The 17,573-nt window shown below is 29.2% G+C and carries 17 protein-coding genes and 1 other annotated feature; of the genes, 6 read left to right on the forward strand and 11 right to left on the reverse strand.

All coding sequences use genetic code 11. The features are described 5' to 3' along the window. Positions 1–84: 84 nt before the first annotated feature. Complete coding sequence (locus L3B98_RS16950) at positions 85–1,632, reverse strand: malonate decarboxylase subunit alpha (protein WP_238917621.1); 1,548 nt, start codon at positions 1,630–1,632, stop codon at positions 85–87. A gap of 392 nt (positions 1,633–2,024) precedes the next feature. Here L3B98_RS16950 and L3B98_RS16955 point away from each other — a divergent pair, with 392 nt between their 5' ends. Then, on the forward strand, positions 2,025–2,939 hold the full coding sequence (locus L3B98_RS16955; RefSeq protein WP_015393902.1) for a YIEGIA family protein: 915 nt from the start codon (positions 2,025–2,027) through the stop codon (positions 2,937–2,939). A 4-nt stretch (positions 2,940–2,943) separates the two neighbouring features. Further along, positions 2,944–3,150 carry a hypothetical protein gene (locus tag L3B98_RS16960; RefSeq protein ID WP_238917622.1) on the forward strand — a complete coding sequence of 69 codons (207 nt, stop codon included), beginning with the start codon at positions 2,944–2,946 and terminating at the stop codon, positions 3,148–3,150. Between the two features lie 243 nt (positions 3,151–3,393). Here the strand turns inward: L3B98_RS16960 and L3B98_RS16965 are convergent, their stop codons facing one another. The 6 genes from L3B98_RS16965 to L3B98_RS16990 all read right to left on the reverse strand — a co-directional run bounded on the left by L3B98_RS16965 (position 3,394) and on the right by L3B98_RS16990 (position 10,655). Beyond that, positions 3,394–4,614, reverse strand: a complete 1,221-nt coding sequence (locus L3B98_RS16965; RefSeq protein WP_238917623.1) for a U32 family peptidase — start codon at positions 4,612–4,614, stop codon at positions 3,394–3,396. A gap of 587 nt (positions 4,615–5,201) precedes the next feature. Further along, positions 5,202–6,551, reverse strand: coding sequence for a branched-chain amino acid transport system II carrier protein (gene brnQ / locus L3B98_RS16970; protein ID WP_015393905.1), 1,350 nt, complete (start codon positions 6,549–6,551; stop codon positions 5,202–5,204). Between the two features lie 348 nt (positions 6,552–6,899). Continuing rightward, positions 6,900–8,342 (reverse strand): proline--tRNA ligase, encoded by a 1,443-nt coding sequence (proS, locus tag L3B98_RS16975; protein WP_238917624.1) that lies wholly within the window; start codon positions 8,340–8,342, stop codon positions 6,900–6,902. Between the two features lie 65 nt (positions 8,343–8,407). Continuing rightward, positions 8,408–8,629, reverse strand: a binding site (T-box leader). A gap of 89 nt (positions 8,630–8,718) precedes the next feature. Continuing rightward, entirely contained in the window at positions 8,719–8,979 is a 261-nt protein-coding gene (locus tag L3B98_RS16980; RefSeq protein ID WP_015393907.1) for a hypothetical protein, read from the reverse strand. Positions 8,980–9,066: 87 nt separating this feature from the next. After that, positions 9,067–9,942, reverse strand: a complete 876-nt coding sequence (locus tag L3B98_RS16985; RefSeq protein ID WP_238917625.1) for a PHP domain-containing protein — start codon at positions 9,940–9,942, stop codon at positions 9,067–9,069. An 11-nt stretch (positions 9,943–9,953) separates the two neighbouring features. Continuing rightward, complete coding sequence (locus L3B98_RS16990) at positions 9,954–10,655, reverse strand: MBL fold metallo-hydrolase (RefSeq protein ID WP_015393909.1); 702 nt, start codon at positions 10,653–10,655, stop codon at positions 9,954–9,956. A 444-nt stretch (positions 10,656–11,099) separates the two neighbouring features. Between L3B98_RS16990 and L3B98_RS16995 the strand changes: the two genes are divergently transcribed. Further along, positions 11,100–11,306: an alpha/beta-type small acid-soluble spore protein gene (locus tag L3B98_RS16995; RefSeq protein WP_015393910.1), complete on the forward strand. Its 207-nt coding sequence runs from the start codon at positions 11,100–11,102 to the stop codon at positions 11,304–11,306. A gap of 92 nt (positions 11,307–11,398) precedes the next feature. On the opposite strand, the gene nudC is transcribed toward L3B98_RS16995, so the two are convergent. Next, positions 11,399–12,220, reverse strand: a complete 822-nt coding sequence (gene nudC / locus L3B98_RS17000) for an NAD(+) diphosphatase (RefSeq protein ID WP_238917626.1) — start codon at positions 12,218–12,220, stop codon at positions 11,399–11,401. 527 nt (positions 12,221–12,747) lie between these two features. Here nudC and L3B98_RS17005 point away from each other — a divergent pair. From L3B98_RS17005 to L3B98_RS17015, 3 genes are all read left to right on the forward strand, one after another. After that, positions 12,748–13,503 (forward strand): threonine/serine exporter family protein, encoded by a 756-nt coding sequence (locus tag L3B98_RS17005; protein WP_077364472.1) that lies wholly within the window; start codon positions 12,748–12,750, stop codon positions 13,501–13,503. 5 nt (positions 13,504–13,508) lie between these two features. Next, positions 13,509–13,958 carry a threonine/serine exporter family protein gene (locus L3B98_RS17010; RefSeq protein ID WP_238917627.1) on the forward strand — a complete coding sequence of 150 codons (450 nt, stop codon included), beginning with the start codon at positions 13,509–13,511 and terminating at the stop codon, positions 13,956–13,958. Between the two features lie 102 nt (positions 13,959–14,060). Further along, a complete protein-coding gene (locus tag L3B98_RS17015) occupies positions 14,061–14,369 on the forward strand; it encodes a DUF6506 family protein (protein WP_238917628.1) in 309 nt (102 codons plus the stop codon). 250 nt (positions 14,370–14,619) lie between these two features. Here the strand turns inward: L3B98_RS17015 and L3B98_RS17020 are convergent, their stop codons facing one another. The 3 genes from L3B98_RS17020 to L3B98_RS28965 form a co-directional block, all read right to left on the reverse strand. After that, a complete protein-coding gene (locus L3B98_RS17020; RefSeq protein ID WP_238917629.1) occupies positions 14,620–15,693 on the reverse strand; it encodes a phospholipase D-like domain-containing protein in 1,074 nt (357 codons plus the stop codon). A 402-nt stretch (positions 15,694–16,095) separates the two neighbouring features. Next, positions 16,096–17,244, reverse strand: coding sequence for an FAD-dependent oxidoreductase (locus L3B98_RS17025; protein WP_238917630.1), 1,149 nt, complete (start codon positions 17,242–17,244; stop codon positions 16,096–16,098). A 202-nt stretch (positions 17,245–17,446) separates the two neighbouring features. Then, positions 17,447–17,572: a hypothetical protein gene (locus tag L3B98_RS28965; protein WP_275298440.1), complete on the reverse strand. Its 126-nt coding sequence runs from the start codon at positions 17,570–17,572 to the stop codon at positions 17,447–17,449. Position 17,573 lies beyond the last annotated feature (1 nt).

Raw genomic sequence — 17,573 nt, forward strand, 5'->3', positions numbered from 1 at the left:
TCCGAATTGTGGCATAGCCACTCTTTTTATAGTAAAAATGATCCGAATTGTGGCATAGCCACTCTTTTTATAGGTGTATATCTTCTATTCCTTTATTCCCATTAATTCATCATAAAATATTCTCTTGTCCATAAGCTTAAGATTCTCATCTATTATTGGATTAAAGTCCATTAAATCTAATACATCTTTTTTAATATCAATTCCTGGTGCTATTTCTACTAGATGCAATCCATCTTCTTTTAATTCAAATACAGCTCTTTCAGTTATATACATAACTGGTTGATTAGTCCTCAATGAATATTGTCCACTAAAAGTAATTTGCTCAACAGAATTTACAAATTTTTTTTCTTTACCCTCTTTTAAAATTTCTAGTATTCCATTTACAACATTAACAACTAACCCCTTAGCAGTTAATGTTCCACAAAAGACTACCTTTCTAGCGTTTTGAGTTATATTAATAAATCCACCGCAACCAGCAACCCTTGTTCCAAACTTGCTGACATTTATATTCCCGTGTTTATCCACTTGAGCAAGTCCTAAAAATGCTATGTCTAAACCTCCTCCATCGTAAAAATCAAATTGAGTTGGCTGGTCAAAAATACATTCAGGATTTACCGCTGCTCCAAATTTTTTCCCTCCTTGAGGTATTCCACCTATCGGACCTGGCTCAACAGTTAATATGAAATTCTCTCCTATCCCCTCTTCGTTTGCAACACTAGAAATTGCTTCAGGTACTCCAATACCAATATTTACAATACTATTTTTAACAAGTTCCATTGCTGCTCTTCTTCCAATAATCTTTCTTTCATCCAATTTTAATGACTTCAACTTATCGGCCACGATCTTAACCTCACCTGATAAGGCTGGATCATATGCATTTCCTAATACTTGGGCTTGCTCCTCCTCACAATTTGCTTCCACTACATAATCAACATAAATTCTAGGTATTTTAACACTTCTAGGATCTAATGAACCTTCCTTAACAATCTTTTCAACTTGTACTATTACTGTTCCTCCACAATTTTTAACAGCTTGTGCTATACATGTTGCCTCTGAAAAAGTTGCTTCATGATTCATAGAGATATTTCCCTTTTCATCAGCATATGTTCCTCTTATAAATGCCACATTAATGTTTGGTACTTTAAATAGTAAATTTTCTTCTCCAAGGATATTAATAATTTGAACTATATCTTCTTTTGTAATTGAATTCATTTTCCCACCTTCTACCCTTGGATCAACAAAAGTATTCAATCCAATTTTACTTACAGTTGCAGTCTTTTTACTTGCCATATCTCTAAATAAATTGCACATTACTCCTTGTGGCAAATTATATGCAAATATTTTATTATTTCTAATCATATCTCCAATCTTTGGTGCTAAATTAAAATGCCCTCCTATAACTTTTTCTAATAATCCTTCATGTGCCAAGTGATTTAAACCTTTACTTTCTCCATCGCCTTGTCCAGCAGCAAACATTAACGTTAAATTTCTTGGATGTTTTTCTTCAAAATATCTTTCTTCCAAACCTTTTAACAAGGTTTCTGGGACACCTAATGCTGCAAAACCAGAGATTGCTATAACATCATTGTCACACAATAAACGTACTGCTTCTTTAGAACTAATTACTTTCATTTCAACATGCATCTCCTATAATTTAAAATGTTCAAGCTAAGTTATCTTTTCTTAATTTTGTTAAAGCTGTTTCAAAACTTTGTCTATTTTTTATCAAATATATCACTTATGATTCTCAAATCTTATAATAAGTTTATTAGCGAAATATTATTTTATGCCTAATATTTTCCTACAATTTAATCTTCATGCCTTACAATTCAGTTCAAAGCTCAACTTTCTTACACTCTAAATATTATTTCATTTTATGAAATCCACTCCAAATTTGTTATCATAATATGATATTTTTTTAACCATTTTGATCAAAGATTATAATTCAAAATAATGTATAATTTTTACCGTTATAACAAAAAACTATTATAGTTAATGTTGTTATTTACTATGGGGAGGATTTTATGGAAAAGGAACTACTTTCACAATACTATCTAATTTTGATTTTAATACCTATACTCTGTGGAACTCTTGCAAGATACCTTACGCTTATTGTTGACTACAGACAATATCCAAGTTATCCAAATGGATATCTGATTCACTTAGTTACTGGATTTATTTCTTCTGGAATAGGTGCTATTGCAATTCCTGCATTACTTGAAAAAAACTTTGAGGCTGTTACCTTTCTTCTTCTAGCTACGGAACAATTTCGCGAAGTGAGAAGAATTGAAAAAGAAAGTCTACAGGATATTGATAATGTAGAGCATGTTTTTAGAGGTGAAGCCTATATTGATGGCATCGCAAAAACTTTTGAAGCCCGAAATTATTTTTCATTGCTCGTATCTTTTGGAACCAGTTTGATCATGCATATAATACCTTTAAATAATATTTTCATTACTATATTATTAGGAATTATTTTTGCTGCTATATTACTTTATGTCCTTAAAGCATTTACAAAAGGGAAATCAGTTAGTGATATAGCTGATATAAAACTTGCTAAAATAACTGTAAAAAATTCAGAATTATATGTAGATGATATTTTTGTTACCAATCATTTAGGAATAGACTTAGCTAGAAATCTAGTTCAAAGCAGCGGTATAGCTGCAGTAATTCATCCTAAAGAAAGGTATTATAGCAGAATACTGAATCACAATGGTCAAAGGCAGGCAATAATATTTGAAGCATGCAGAATTTTAGGCCTTAAAAGATATCATTATACGAAATGTGATTACGAAACTGGAAGAATCGCAATTGTGCTAGTGCCAATTATTTATGACGAAGGTGCCTTTATTGAAACTATAAAAAAAGTTCCCCTTTTAGAAAGCATAAAGAAGAACTATAAAATAATGAAATCAAATTCTAATCAAATGAAAGGTTGATATTATGGGTGCAGATTTATATAATACAGGTTATGAAATATTAGCATATATTACCTTAACTAGGGATAGGCCACAAAATGGAAACCCATTAATCTTAGTTGCAAGTGATGTTAATGAGCAAAAGCAATTAACTGAAGAAATTGCAAAAGCACTTAAAGCTGAAGTAGTTCAACTAAGCTGTGGAGACTATATGGTCATCAGTAAGCACTGATCAATGAGAAATTATCAATTACTACTGATCATTGATAATTGACCATTATAAAGCACTCCTTATCATTGATTATCTATCAATTGCAAACTGTTAACTGTGAACTGTAATTTGTAACTCCCTCCAGATCATCTATCAACTGTAAATTTTAAACTGTTAACTGTAATCTGTAATTCCCTCCTGATCATTAAAAATTGACAATTGAAAAAAAAGCCTCCCAAAAATAATTTTTTAGGAGGCACTAATTTAGTTCTTGCTTTTAACAAGAATATCATTTACTTGTAATTCTTCAGAACATTTCACTGTAAAAATCATTTGTGGACGATTAGCTGTTTCTATTTCTACTCCGTTTTCTTTTCTCATATCTTCTAGTTTTATAATTTTGTTATCACCTTTTATAGCTAAAACTTCAACAAAATCACCATTAAAAACTTTATTTCTCTGCTGAATTGTTGCAATATGAGTTTCTTTATTATAATCCCTAACAACACCAATCATATCATAATTATGTATATATGCTGAAGTTTCATAATTTTGTCTTATTTCTTCATCAAAATAAAAACCTGTTGTATATGGTCTATGGCTAGGTTTTTCTAGTTCTTTCAGCCATTTAGGATCATACTTATAATTTTTAGGATCTTCAAAATATTTATCAATTGCCTGCCTATAAGCTTTTACAACCGAGGCAACATAATATGAACTTTTAATTCTTCCTTCTATTTTAAAAGAGTTTATGCCTGCTTCGATAAGTTCTGGAATATGTTCTATCATGCATAGATCCTTTGAATTCATAAAATACATTCCATTTCCATCTTCATCAATTTTTTCATAATTACTTGGTTCTTTTTCTTCATACAAATGATATTTGAATCTGCAAGGTTGTGTACAAGTTCCCCTATTTGAATCTCTTCCAGTTATATAGTTAGATAATAAGCACTTTCCAGAATAGCCCATACACATAGCTCCATGAACAAAAGCTTCTATATCACAACTTTCTGGTAACTCTTTTCTTAAAGTTATTAATTCATTAAGACTCATTTCTCTTGCAGCAACAATTCTTTTAATTCCAATTTTATGCCAAAATTCTGCTGACTTATAATTTAAATTACTAGCTTGTGTACTTAAATGAATCTCAAGCTTTGGTGCAACTTCACGAACTATACTCATAATTCCAGGATCCGCAATTAGTACTGCATCAACTCCAACCTCATATAATTCCGTAATATAATCTTCAATACCATTTAAATCATCATTATGTGGTATTACATTTAAAGTAACATGTACTTTTTTACCTCTTAAATGAGCATATTCAAGTCCCTCTTTTAATTCTTCAATTGTGAAATTATCCGCAGATGCTCTTAAGTTTAATTTGCTTCCTCCAAGATAAACTGCGTCTGCACCGAAATTTATTGCTGTTTTAAGTTTCTCTAAATTTCCTGCTGGTGCTAAAAGTTCTGGCTTAATCATTTACTAACTTCTCCTTTAAATAAAATTCCAATATAGATATCCAATGCGAGAATTAGACTTATGCAACAATTACCGAAATCAAATCCATTTATCTTCCACAGGCCTAGTGAAATTTTCGCTGGAAGGTTCTAAGTGGAAGGTTGCACCCATTTCTGCATGTTCCTAAAGTAAATTTATGACAAGCAGAAAATGAAACAACCTTAGAGGAAACTCGACTCACGTTCGTTCGCTGAGTAAGCGATTCACACCAAATCATAGATTTGGGTTCTCTGCTTAATAACCATCATCAGCTCAATTTCACATGCCTGCTTCCAGAAAAATGTATCTGATTTCTAGTATAGTGTTACGATTATAATTTCTCAATGATGCATGTATATTACATTTGTAAGTTTAAGTATTAATTTGTATATCTATATATAAGTTCCAATTAAGATTATACATATCAGTTCGAGAAATCCCAAATGGAAAAGTGAATGTCCAAAAAGTAAGTGTCCAAAAAGTGAATGTCCAAATTTTATATTTGGAAACATGAACTTTCTCTGTGAGCTTCCCCCTCAATTGATCATTGATAATTGACAATTAAAATCCTAAACTCTTTTAGCATAAATTCCACTAAAAATAACTCCAATAATAAACCCAACAAGTGCTGGTATTATCCATCCAAAGCCATAATCAAAGCCTGGTAAATATAAATGTGCAAAATTTATAATTTGCGAAATTAGCGCATTTTCTTGAAAAGCTTGTGGTAGTGCTTTACAAAAATCAAAGAGTGCTGCTATTATTGTTAATCCAGTTGTCCACTTATAAATCATACCTTGCTTCTTAATAATAGGCGCCAATAAAGATAATAAAATTAATGTTATTACAAGTGGATATAAAAACATAAGTACAGGTATAGATAACTGTATTAAATTACTTAACCCAAAATTAGCAATTACAAAAGAAAATACTGTAAATATAATAGCGTATTTCTTATACGAAATTGATTTTGGAAACATCTCACTAAACATTTCTGAACATGCAGTAATTAATCCAATCGCTGTTTTTACACATGCAACGCCAACGATAGCCGCTAATAGCACCTTCCCAACAATACCAAGATAGTGATTACTTACTAACGATAAAATAATCCCTCCATTTTCTGCACTGCTAACGCTTCCTAAACTAGTTGCTCCCATATATGCTAATGATGCATATATAACTGTCATACCAACTACACTAACAAAACCAGACTTACAAGTTTCGATAGCAATTAAACGCGGCTCTTTAATTCCAAGTTTTTGTATATTAGAAATAATTATTATAGCAAAAGCTACAGAAGCTAAAGCATCCATAGTATTATATCCATCCAACAAACCTGTAAATAAAGGTTGAGTTGCATAATTTCCTTGAGCTGGATATTGACTAGCTTGCCCCATTGGGCTCACAAATGTAGCAATTAATAAAATAGATAATAATACCAAAAAAATAGGTGTTAGATATTTTCCTACCCAATCTAAAATTTGTCCTGGTTTCAATGAAAAATAAATAGTAATAATAAAAAATATTAATGAGAAAATAAATAGTCCTAGCTTTAAATATTCATCAGCTATAAATGGATGAATCCCAACTTCAAATGCAACCGTAGCTGTACGTGGTATTGCAAATAATGGTCCAATAGTTAAGTACAATAAGCAAGTGAAGATTTTTGAATACTTTGAACTAATTGGCTTTGCCATATCAAATAAACTTTCACTTCTTGAAAGAGCTGATGCAATAATACCTAACATTGGTAATCCTACCCCTGTAATTAAAAATCCGATTGTAGCCATAAAAGCATTGCTTCCAGCTTGTTGTCCCATTTGTACTGGAAAGATTAAGTTTCCTGCACCAAAAAATAGTCCAAATAGTAATGAACCAATCAATAGATTTTGGTGAAAACCTAGTTTTTCTTTCATATAATAGTCCTCCTAAAAATGTTTGTAATATTATCAAAACTTTATATAACACTAAATAATACCATTTAAATTTGATTCTTTTGATAATATCCTAATTGTCTTTATTATTATATTATAATTATATAAAATAGTAAAATTAATCCTAAAAACTGCGCAATTGTTATCATAAGTACCCATCAATTAATGAATAATTAATAAATAATATTAAAAAATGAACGATTGATTTTTCAACCCTTATATCCTAAATTATAAAGTTCAAAGTTTTTTATACTAATCTAAACGTTAAAAAAGGCTGGATTTTTTAATTCCAACCTCTATTTAATAATACTATTTAGTAGTACTTTTCTTTTAGTATGCCTTTCCCCAGTAAACCATTTTTTCAGCCTTCTTACCGCAGCACACACATTGAGTATCTATATTTTCTTGCTCAAAAGGAATACATCTAGAAGTTAAACCAGCTACTTCTTTAATCTTTTCTTCACATTCTAGATCACCACACCACATAGCTTTAGTGAAGCCTGATTTATTATCAGCAATTTCTTTTAGTTCCTCCATTGTTTTTGCAACAAAAGTTCTTTCTTCTCTATTTTTTAATGCTTTTTCATATAAACTATTTTGAATTTCATCTAATAAAACTAATACTCTATCCTTTAAATTGTCTAAACTTACTACTTCTTTTTCTCTAGTATCCCTTCTAACTAAAACTGCTACATTATTTTCAATATCCTTTGGTCCAATTTCAATTCTAACTGGAATTCCTTTCATTTCATATTCATTAAACTTCCAACCTGGCATCTTATCAGAGTTATCTAGCTTTACTCTAACTTCACTTGAAATCATATCTTTTAATTCATTTGCCTTTTCAAGAACGCCTTCTTTATGTTGAGCAATTGGAATAATAACAGCTTGAACTGGTGCAACCTTTGGTGGTAAAACTAATCCACTATCATCTCCATGAACCATTATAATAGCACCTATCAATCTAGTAGTAACCCCCCATGAAGTTTGATGTACATATTGTAATTCTGAATTTTTATTTGAATATTTTATATTAAAGGCTCTTGCAAACCCATCACCAAAATTATGTGATGTCCCACTTTGAAGTGCCTTTCCATCATGCATTAAACTTTCAACTGTATATGTTGCCTTTGCTCCTGCAAATTTTTCTTTTTCTGTCTTTTGTCCTTTTAAAACTGGAATTGCTAAATATTCTTCCAACATAGTTGCATATACATTTAGCATATCTATTGTTTCTTTTTCAGCTTCTTCTGCTGTTGAATGCGCAGTATGGCCTTCTTGCCATAAAAATTCTGAGGTTCTTAAAAATGGTCTAGTTGTTTTTTCCCATCTAACAACAGAGCACCATTGATTATATTTTTTAGGTAAATCATTATGACTTTGAATTATTTTTGCATAATGTTCACAAAATAAAGTTTCAGAAGTTGGTCTTACTATTAATCTTTCAGCAAGGTCTTCTCCGCCAGCTCTAGTTACATAAGCAACTTCTGGTGAAAAACCTTCTACATGGTCCTTTTCTCTTTGTAATAAAGATTCTGGTATAAACATTGGCATATATACATTTTCATGTCCTGTTTCTTTAATCTTAGCATCTAAATACTTTTGAATATTCTCCCATATTGCATATCCATAAGGTCTTATAATCATACAACCTTTAACCGTTGAATAATCAATTAGCTCTGCTTTCTTTACAATGTCTGTATACCATTGTGCAAAATCTTCGTCTATAGCTGTAATTGCTTCTACAAATTTTTTATTATTATTCTTACCCATGATTTTCTTCCTTTCATCATTGAAAAATTTAAAGTTTGAAAACAAAAAACGCCAGAAAAAGCCCATAAAGGGACCATTTCTGGCGTTACCACCCTAGTTATTATAAAATTACACGCAATAATTTTATAATCTCTCTTATCTATAACAGGAATACCTGCTGTAGCCTACTATCATTTCGGTACAGAACTCCAAGGCTGGTTCAGCACACAATTTCTAGGAATTTTCATCACCCATTCCCTTTCTAAAAGAAATTAAATATACTTACTATTCCTCTTCACAGTAATAATATTTTTTTCTAAATATTACTCCATAGTTTCTTTTCTGTCAAGTATTGTATATAATTAAAACTACATTTATTGTATATAATTAAACTTATTTATACGATTTCTTCAATAGCTAATAATCTTGGTTTGCTTCCTTCTGTGACTTTAATGTAAATTCTGGCCATTTGCATTTGTAAGTTCTCTACAATCGTTTTTACTCTGCAAATAAAATAATAGTCTTCCATATCATTGGTAATTACTGCAATAGGATTAAAATTCCATCCTTTTATTCCAGCTAATGCTTTTATTAATATTTTCCTATCTTTCTTTGTAACTTTATTCCTTATTTCTAATTTGTCATTTTCTTTTACCATGATACTACACTCCCTTTCTAATATTTATATTAATAGAAGTTTGTGTCAGTTCTTTGTCAAAATTATTAATCTTTTATTAAAATATAGCTAAGTTCTTTTATCTTGCTTGTTACAATGCTTTACAATATTTTTATAAATATTGTAAGGAATAAATAAATTATTATTTTTTCCTGAACCAATTTTTATATCAAGTCTGTGTACTCCATGATAATCTGTTCCTCCAGAGCAAACTAAATTATATTTATCGACTATATAATCTATAAATTTATAATCCTCACAAGTGAAGGATGGATAATATTTTTCAATGCCGTCTAAGCCTAAATCAATTAAGTCCTTAATTTGCTTTTCAATTTCTTCATTATTTAAACCTTCAAATCCTATTGCTTTATTATAATGAGCTAAAAAAGACAAACCTCCAGCTTTCTTTATCATATCAATAGATTCTTCAGCGTCAATGAGTTCACCTTTCCCGTAGGGAATCGGATCCAAATATTTATCCCAAATTTCTTGTGCTGAACTGCAAATTTTATTTTTCATAAAATATCTATAGACATCATATCTATCCAAATATTCACTTAATGAATTTTTCCTTAACTCTTCAAAGGTTATATGAATCCCCTTATTAGCAATCCCATCTAATACATTTTTTAATCCACTTTCTCTAGCTTTTTTCATTTTGTAAAAAGAAGTTAAAAAATATTCATTAGTAATATCAATTCCAATTCCTAAAATATGTACAATTCTGCCATCTTTATAAAGGGAACTTATTTCTATTCCAGGCAAAAAATCTATGTTATTAGCCTGTGCATATTTCTTAGTTTCTAATATACCTGCTATATTGTCATGATCAGTTAATGCTATTGCTTTTACCTTTTCTTTTCTTGCATCACATATTAATTCCTTAGGTGTACTAGCTCCATCAGAAATATAAGTATGCGTATGCAAGTCAACTTTATAATTCATGAATTCTCCCTTTAGACTACTTCTGCTACATTAAAGCCTTCAGCTGTAGCTTTTTCTATGAAATTTTCACCATCTATATGAATACAATAAACTTGTTTTCTATATTTGTAAGGGATTTTGTCGCACAAAACCCTAAGCGATGTATGTACATTATCTTTATTATCATTTAGACAAGTATCATGATATATTAAATTTCCAGTTTCTAAAAATGGAATAATATCAATATTAGTTTCATAAGTGTCTCCACTATAAAAAATATCATTTCCATAATCAAAGTTTAATAAATATGAATATGTATTAATAGTTTTAGAATGCTTAGTTAATCTTGAATTAAAAGTTATACCTAATGAATCAATTCTTTGATTCTCAGTACCATGCACTAAAAAACTTTGCCCCTCTACTGCTCCAGTAAGTTTTAAAAATTCGCCTATTTTTTGTTTTTCATGAAAATAAACATTTGCAGTAATATTTGATTTCCAATAACAATACCCCACAAAACTTCCTAAAGATCCAACATGGTCTGAATGCATATGTGTGATTAATATATAAACATTTTTAATTCTATTAATTAAATCTCTTTTTATAATTTTTTCAAATACAGCTTCACCACAATCAATTAATAACAAAGTATCATCATTTTTTATATAAGCGCAGGTATTTCCCTCATTAACATTGTAACCTGAACCTCTTCCTAAAAAATTAAGTTCATTCATATTGAATCTCCTTACTGTAAGTATATTGGCTAACATTAACATTATTATAATATTATGTAGATACTAAGACAAGTTATATCATATTATACTGCCTTTAATTTATAGAATTCATGTCAATATCATACTTAAGTTTTACTAATATTGTTAAATGTTTGCAAACTTGGATTATGTGATTATATTTTCAAATAATACTGGGTAAACTAAAAAACATGTTATCAAAAACTAGGATAATATATAAAATACATAAAACAATATTTTGTTAAAGTGAGGTTAAAATACTAGTAGAAAGAAAATAGATCAAAAGTTAACCGAAAAGGTTTTCAATACTACTTTTTCTAATAATTTTATAGAGTATTATTATAAAGGCTGGTTAATATAATAGTGCAAAGCAAATTTATAATAAATTGCAAAGCAAAAATAATTTTATTGAGGAGGTAGGTAGATATGGCTTCAAACAATAGTGGAAGAAACAGAACTTTAGTACCAGAAGCAAAGGCAGGGTTAAACAGATTAAAAACTGAGGTTGCTTCAGAAATAGGATTGAGCAACTATGAAAGCGCAGATAAAGGAAACCTTTCTTCAAGACAAAATGGAAGTGTTGGTGGAGAAATGGTAAAAAGAATGATTGAAAGCTACGAACAAGGTCTATAATGAAGTTAGACTAAAAATTGATATCTTCTAACGTAAAAAAAATCATGCATATAGTAGGGAAATTTTTTCCTTAATATATGCATGGTTTTATTTTATTTTGTTTTTTCAACAAATTCATCTATTATTTTTCTGGCAAGTGTAAATTTTTGAGGTATAGTTGGGAAATTATCTTTCGTAAACCAATCAGCATGAACTATTTCTTCTCCATCAACCTTTATCTCACCAGACTCATATTCTGCAAAAAATCCAAGCATTAATGAATTAGGAAATGACCAATGTGAACTCCTATTAAATTTAATATTCTTTACCTTTATTCCAACCTCTTCTAGAACTTCCCTTTTTACTGTATTAGTCAAATCTTCACCTGCTTCAACAAAGCCTGCAATTAAACTATACATATTATTTTTAAATCCTTTATTATGAGCAAGAAGTATTTCCTCTCCTCTTGTAACTGCAACTATTATTGCAGGACAAATTACAGGATACATTACATGCTTACATTTTGGACAAATTTTTGCAAGTTCATTATTTTTGTTCTCTGTCTTTGTTCCACATTTGCCACAAAATTTATGAGTCTTGTCCCAATTTAATATTTGATTTGCTCTACCTATAGCTGTAAATAATTCTTCCTCTATTAAAGTTCCTATTTCATATAAAGGGACCAACTTATAGTTCTCTAATAAAATAAACTCTTCGTATGTTTCAGCAACAAAACAATCTTGATTATTAAATTCTCCAAAAAAGAATTTATCTCCATACTTAATTTTAAGTTTTTCAATTTCATTAAAAACAGGAATAACTATATTATCATTATCTTGTTTTACAAGTAAATTTCCATTAAAAAACATAAAGAATAAGGCATTATCCTTAATTTCTTTATTTATATCTGATAGTACTATAAATTTATTGTTCATATATCTAAAACTCCTTGATCTAATTTATATCTTAATTCTAAAATTGTATACTCGATAATCAATTGTAATTTTAGCATAATGTCCTTCTTAATTCTATAAATTTAACCAAGATTTTAACTTGATAGACTAATAATAAGACTTAATTAATTATCTATGCTATAATTAGACTGTTGTTTTTAATTGTAGATATCCAATTTAAGACTCAAACTTATAAATGGAATATACATGCATCATTGAGAAATTATAATCGTAACACTACACTAGAAATCAGATACATTTTTCTGGAAGCAGGCATGTGAAATTGAGCTGATGATGGTTCTTAATGGGGGCTTGTTTCATTTACAGCTTGTCCAAATTTTACATTTGGAACACGCTGAAATGACCACAAGCCGCCATTTAGAACCTTCCAGTGAAAATTTCACTAGTCCTGTGGAAGATAAATGTATCTGATTTAGGTAATTGTTGCATAAGTCTAATTTTAAATATTAACAAAATATTATGAACTAAATTTTACAAAGGAGATTTCAATGGAAATTAAAAATGTAATTGATATTGCCCTTACTGCCGGGGAAATATTATTAGCTAATGGTGCTGAAAATTATAGAATAGAAGAAACAGTATCCATAATATGTGAAGCGTACAACTTTAATGGAGAATGTATTGCAATGTCTAACGGAATCTTTCTATTAATTGAAGATTCCAACGGTGAAAAAATTACTTCCATGAAAAAAGTTAAGGAGAAGCATGTAGACTTGTACAGAATTGAACTTATCAATTCTTTTTCAAGAAATATTCAAAAAAATCAGCTATCTTATACTGAAGCTAAAAATAACTTAAATGAAATAGAAAAAGCTCCAAATTTCACTATGCGAATTAGAACTATGGCTGCCTGTATGACAGGCTTTATATATACTCTATTCTTTAATGGAACTGTTCAAGATGGAATTGCAGCTGTTATAATTTGTTTAATTACATATATGCTGTTCGAAAAGGTATCTCAACTAGGATTTTTTCAATTTTTAGAATTCTTTTTAGCAGGAGTTTTAATTGGTGGCGCTAGCATTTTTGCCCATTTTCTAATCCCTGCAATAAGCTATCATAATGTAATTACCGGCGCAATAATGATTTTACTTCCAGGTGTTGTACTAACAAATGGTATCAAAGATGTACTTTGTGGTGATTTTTCTGCTGGAATTGCTAAATTTTCTGAAGCAATGATAGTGATTATAGCTGTAGGAGTTGGAATAGGAACCTCATTATTTATTGGATTGAAAGGAATATAATTGATATGCTAATTAAAATGACTTTATTATCTTTTTTAGGAAGTGTATTTCCTGTTATATTATTTAACATTGATAGAAAGAAGATTATATGGTGTGGACTAGCTGGTGCTCTTGGCTGGATTGTATACAGCTTGATTTTTTCAATAACAGGAAGCGAAGCTCTAGGATCATTTTTTGGTGCCTTCGCAGTTAATTTATATAGTGAATTTATGGCTAGAATAATAAAAACGCCTGCTTCTATGTTTTACGTTCCTGGAATTTTCCCACTAGTACCTGGAATCACTGCTTATAGTACTATTATTTCCATTGTTCAATCAAATTTTCCAGTCGCTTTAAATAAAGGGATTTTAACTTTGACAATTGGTGGAGCAATTGCTTTTGGAATAATGCTTTCTTCAACAATTGTAAGACTTATTTCAAATATATTAAAAAGGCAAATTAACCAGCTATCATAACCCATTACGCAACTAAGCAATATTTTACAATTTCTTTTTTATTATAGATGCTATCATATAAATGTTCATTATATTATGTAAATTTGAAAGGGGACTTTTAAAATGAAAGTTAATGCAGCATTTATATTTGTAGCACCAGAAGTCGATTATAAATCACATAGAACTGTAGTTGACACCCCAGTTGTAAACTTAACTGTTGTAGGGGTTAAAAATTATAGTGAAGCAGTTGAAATTGCAAAAGAATTAGTTTCTAATGGTGTTAAGGCAATAGAACTTTGCGCTGGTTTTGGAAATGAAGGGATTGCACTTGTTAGTAAAGCAGTTAGAGGAAAAGCCTCTGTTGGTGCAGTTAAATTTGACCATCATCCAGGTTTTGATTTCAAAAGTGGTGACGAATTATTTAACATTTAATAATTTATATCATTGACAAGAGATAAAATCACAAAAATCCCCCTATAGTAAATACTATAAGGGATTTTTGTTTTCCATAAAATAAATAACTAAAACTATTTATAGATATCCAATTTAATAATCAAACTTATAAATGGAATATACATGCATCATTGAGAAATGCGAAAATTTCATAAGTCCGCTGGAATAAATATGTGTTTAATTTCGATAAGTTCCGCATAAGTCTAATTCTCGCTTTGGATATCTTTAACTAAAAATTAAAATATCTATTTCTTAAATCTTTAATAACTTCAATATTACTACTATAAGTTGCTCCTTCATCTCTAATATCTTTTGAATTTTCATCATATTCCCCAGAGAAAGATAACAAATTAAAGCTTGTCTCCATATAATATTTTTCATCACATATTAAAAGTTTATTATGTGAATTTACTTTTTTAATCTTAAAGGAAGCACCGTAATCACTGAATGTTTCCATTAATTTTTCTGCAATTTTATCGCTGTTTCTATTTTTATAATTATCTTTTTTCGTATTAACTATTGAGCTATTTTCTGCTATACCATAAATTATTTTTATTATCCCGCCTCTTTTTAACAAAGCTTCCATCATAGCAATTAAATCATCATTAACAACATAATTATTCATCCATGGACTTCCAATATTCAGTTCATATTTTGCATCTGAAAAAGCTTTAAGAAATCTCTCTCTTATTTCTTTATTTTGCAAATGATATTCTTCATAATTATTTGTAATTTGATTTAAAGTGCCTAATATCTCTTTATTGTAAGGAGTAATATTTTTAATTTGATACTTACCCTCTTCAAAGCTGATCTCTAATTCACATAGATTTTTAACTGTAAAATTACTTACTTTATATGTTTTTTCTATATTTAGTTCATTTTTATCTAATTTATTTATAACATCTTCTAGTTTAATAATGCTTTCCTTGTCAAAAAACATCAAAACCTTTAAGGCTTTACTATCTATGTTCACACTATCATATTTTATAAATCTTTTACCTAAAGTATCTTGTTTACAATTAATCATTGAATTTAAATCATTAGCTGTTACTACACAATAATCCATATCCATTATTTCATCATCGTATTTTAGTAATTCATCTTCATAGCTTTCTAATTTTTCCTTCCTTGCTTTAATCTCATTAAATTCCTTTTTGGCCTCTTCCAAAGACAAAGCTTCTTTTTTTGAAAACTTTTTACTTTTCTTATTAAAATTAATTAATCTTTTAAACTTATTTATATATTTATCTATAAAATTTTTATTAGCTTCGTCATTTTCAACATATACTGAATCATTTTTCATTAAAATCCTCCAACCATTTTCCACTTAATATATATAAATTTAATTAATATCATCCCTTCAATTTAATAAATCCACAATAATATCATAATTAATTGCAAAGTTACATTAACAACTGCCCATTGTAAATTTATAATTTCCACTTTGAATATATATATAATTATACCATTAAAATGGTCTCTTATTAATATAAATTTCTATATAAAAGTAAAAAGAGAAAAGGTCAATACAGCTTTCTGTATAACCTTTTCTTTGCTTATTATATAAATTCATCTTAATTTCAATAAAAATTATAGTATATGTGTTGCAAACAGAATTGTTCAAAACTTAAAAGTTTCTGAAGTAAAGCAATCTTCATTTATTATTGACTATTGATAATGTTGAGTATTGAACCTTGCCAAAAAATTATTTTAACTGTGTAAATGGATATTTAATTGCAGCTACTAACTCCTTCATGAAATTTTTAAAACTATAATTTTTCATTCCGCAAATAAAGTAATGCATAAATATTCCTTTACGCCCTCTAACTTCAACGCCCATTGCAACCCCCACGCTAGTTATATACATTGGAATTATCCAGCCTAAATCAATAGGTTTAAATCTTCTCTTTTCTAAACCATTTATTACATCTACTAAATTTTTACCTGCATGCTTTCCTGACATTTCAGAAAAAGTTACAGCTCTTCTCAATATACTTCCATTATCGCCTTTTATAGCTGCTGCATCTCCTGCTGCAAAAACTTCTTCATATTTATCAATGTTTAAAAATTGATTAACTATAATTCTTCCATCTGGCAATGCTTCATAGTCACCAACTGCCTTTAAAGGTGCCTTTACACCACTGCACCAGCAAAAGAAAACATCCTTTATTTCTTCTCCATTTTTTAAGGTTATATTTTCACCATCAAAGGTTGCAACAAGATTTTCTGTATATATTTTAAATTTCATTTTATTTAATCTATCGACTACATGGTTTGCAGATTTTTCTGAAAGCATTGGTAAAACCTTTTTGGTTAAATCAACTAAGGAAACATTTATTTTTTTATTGTTCTTTATAGCTAAATCATATAAGTTGCAAGCAAGTTCTATCCCTGTAAAGCCTGCTCCAGAAACAACTAAATTTATTTCTTCTCTTCCTTCCATATGTTTTATAAAATTCTCTCTTACTTTTTTTGCTGCCTCAAAAGAATCCAATAGATTTACTTTATCTAAGTTTTGATTAAAGCCACATAAATTAGTCGTTGAACCTAATCCAAAAATCAAATAATCATAGTTGTATATATTGCCTTTAGTAGTTATTTTTCTTTCATCAAAATTAACATCCGTTACTTCTTCTTTTAAGAAATTAACCTCTCTAGGAACTAAATTTAAAATATTCTCTGTGATATCTTCCTTTACTAATCTACCACTTACAATTTCCGGCAAGTTAGGCAGCATTGTTGTATAATCATTTTTATCAATCAAATAAACTTCATGTTCATTTGATAATCCTTTTACTAATTCCTTTGCTGCTTTAATACCTGCAAAACCTCCACCAATAACAAAAATCTTCATAAACCATCATTCCCTTCCTCTTGTTCTAAATGTAAAATACCCTATATATGTTTCAAAATAAAAGATTTCAAAAGTAAATCAACTTTCATCGTTCATTGACCATTGCAATATATATGTTCCAAAAAAGAATCATTCAGTACAAAGCGCCTAAGACACGCAATTGACTTTGTTAATTAATGAATAAGTAATGATGAATGATTTCTTAAAATGATTTCATATGCAGCATAGCTGCTTTATTTATATAAGATCCGTATTGTGGCATAGCCACTCTTTTTATAGGTGCGTATTGTGGCATAGCCACTCTTTTTATAGGTGCGTATTGTGGCATA

Source organism: Clostridium sp. YIM B02555 (assembly GCF_022320955.1).
Taxonomy (GTDB): Bacteria; Bacillota; Clostridia; order Clostridiales; family Clostridiaceae; genus Clostridium; species Clostridium saccharoperbutylacetonicum.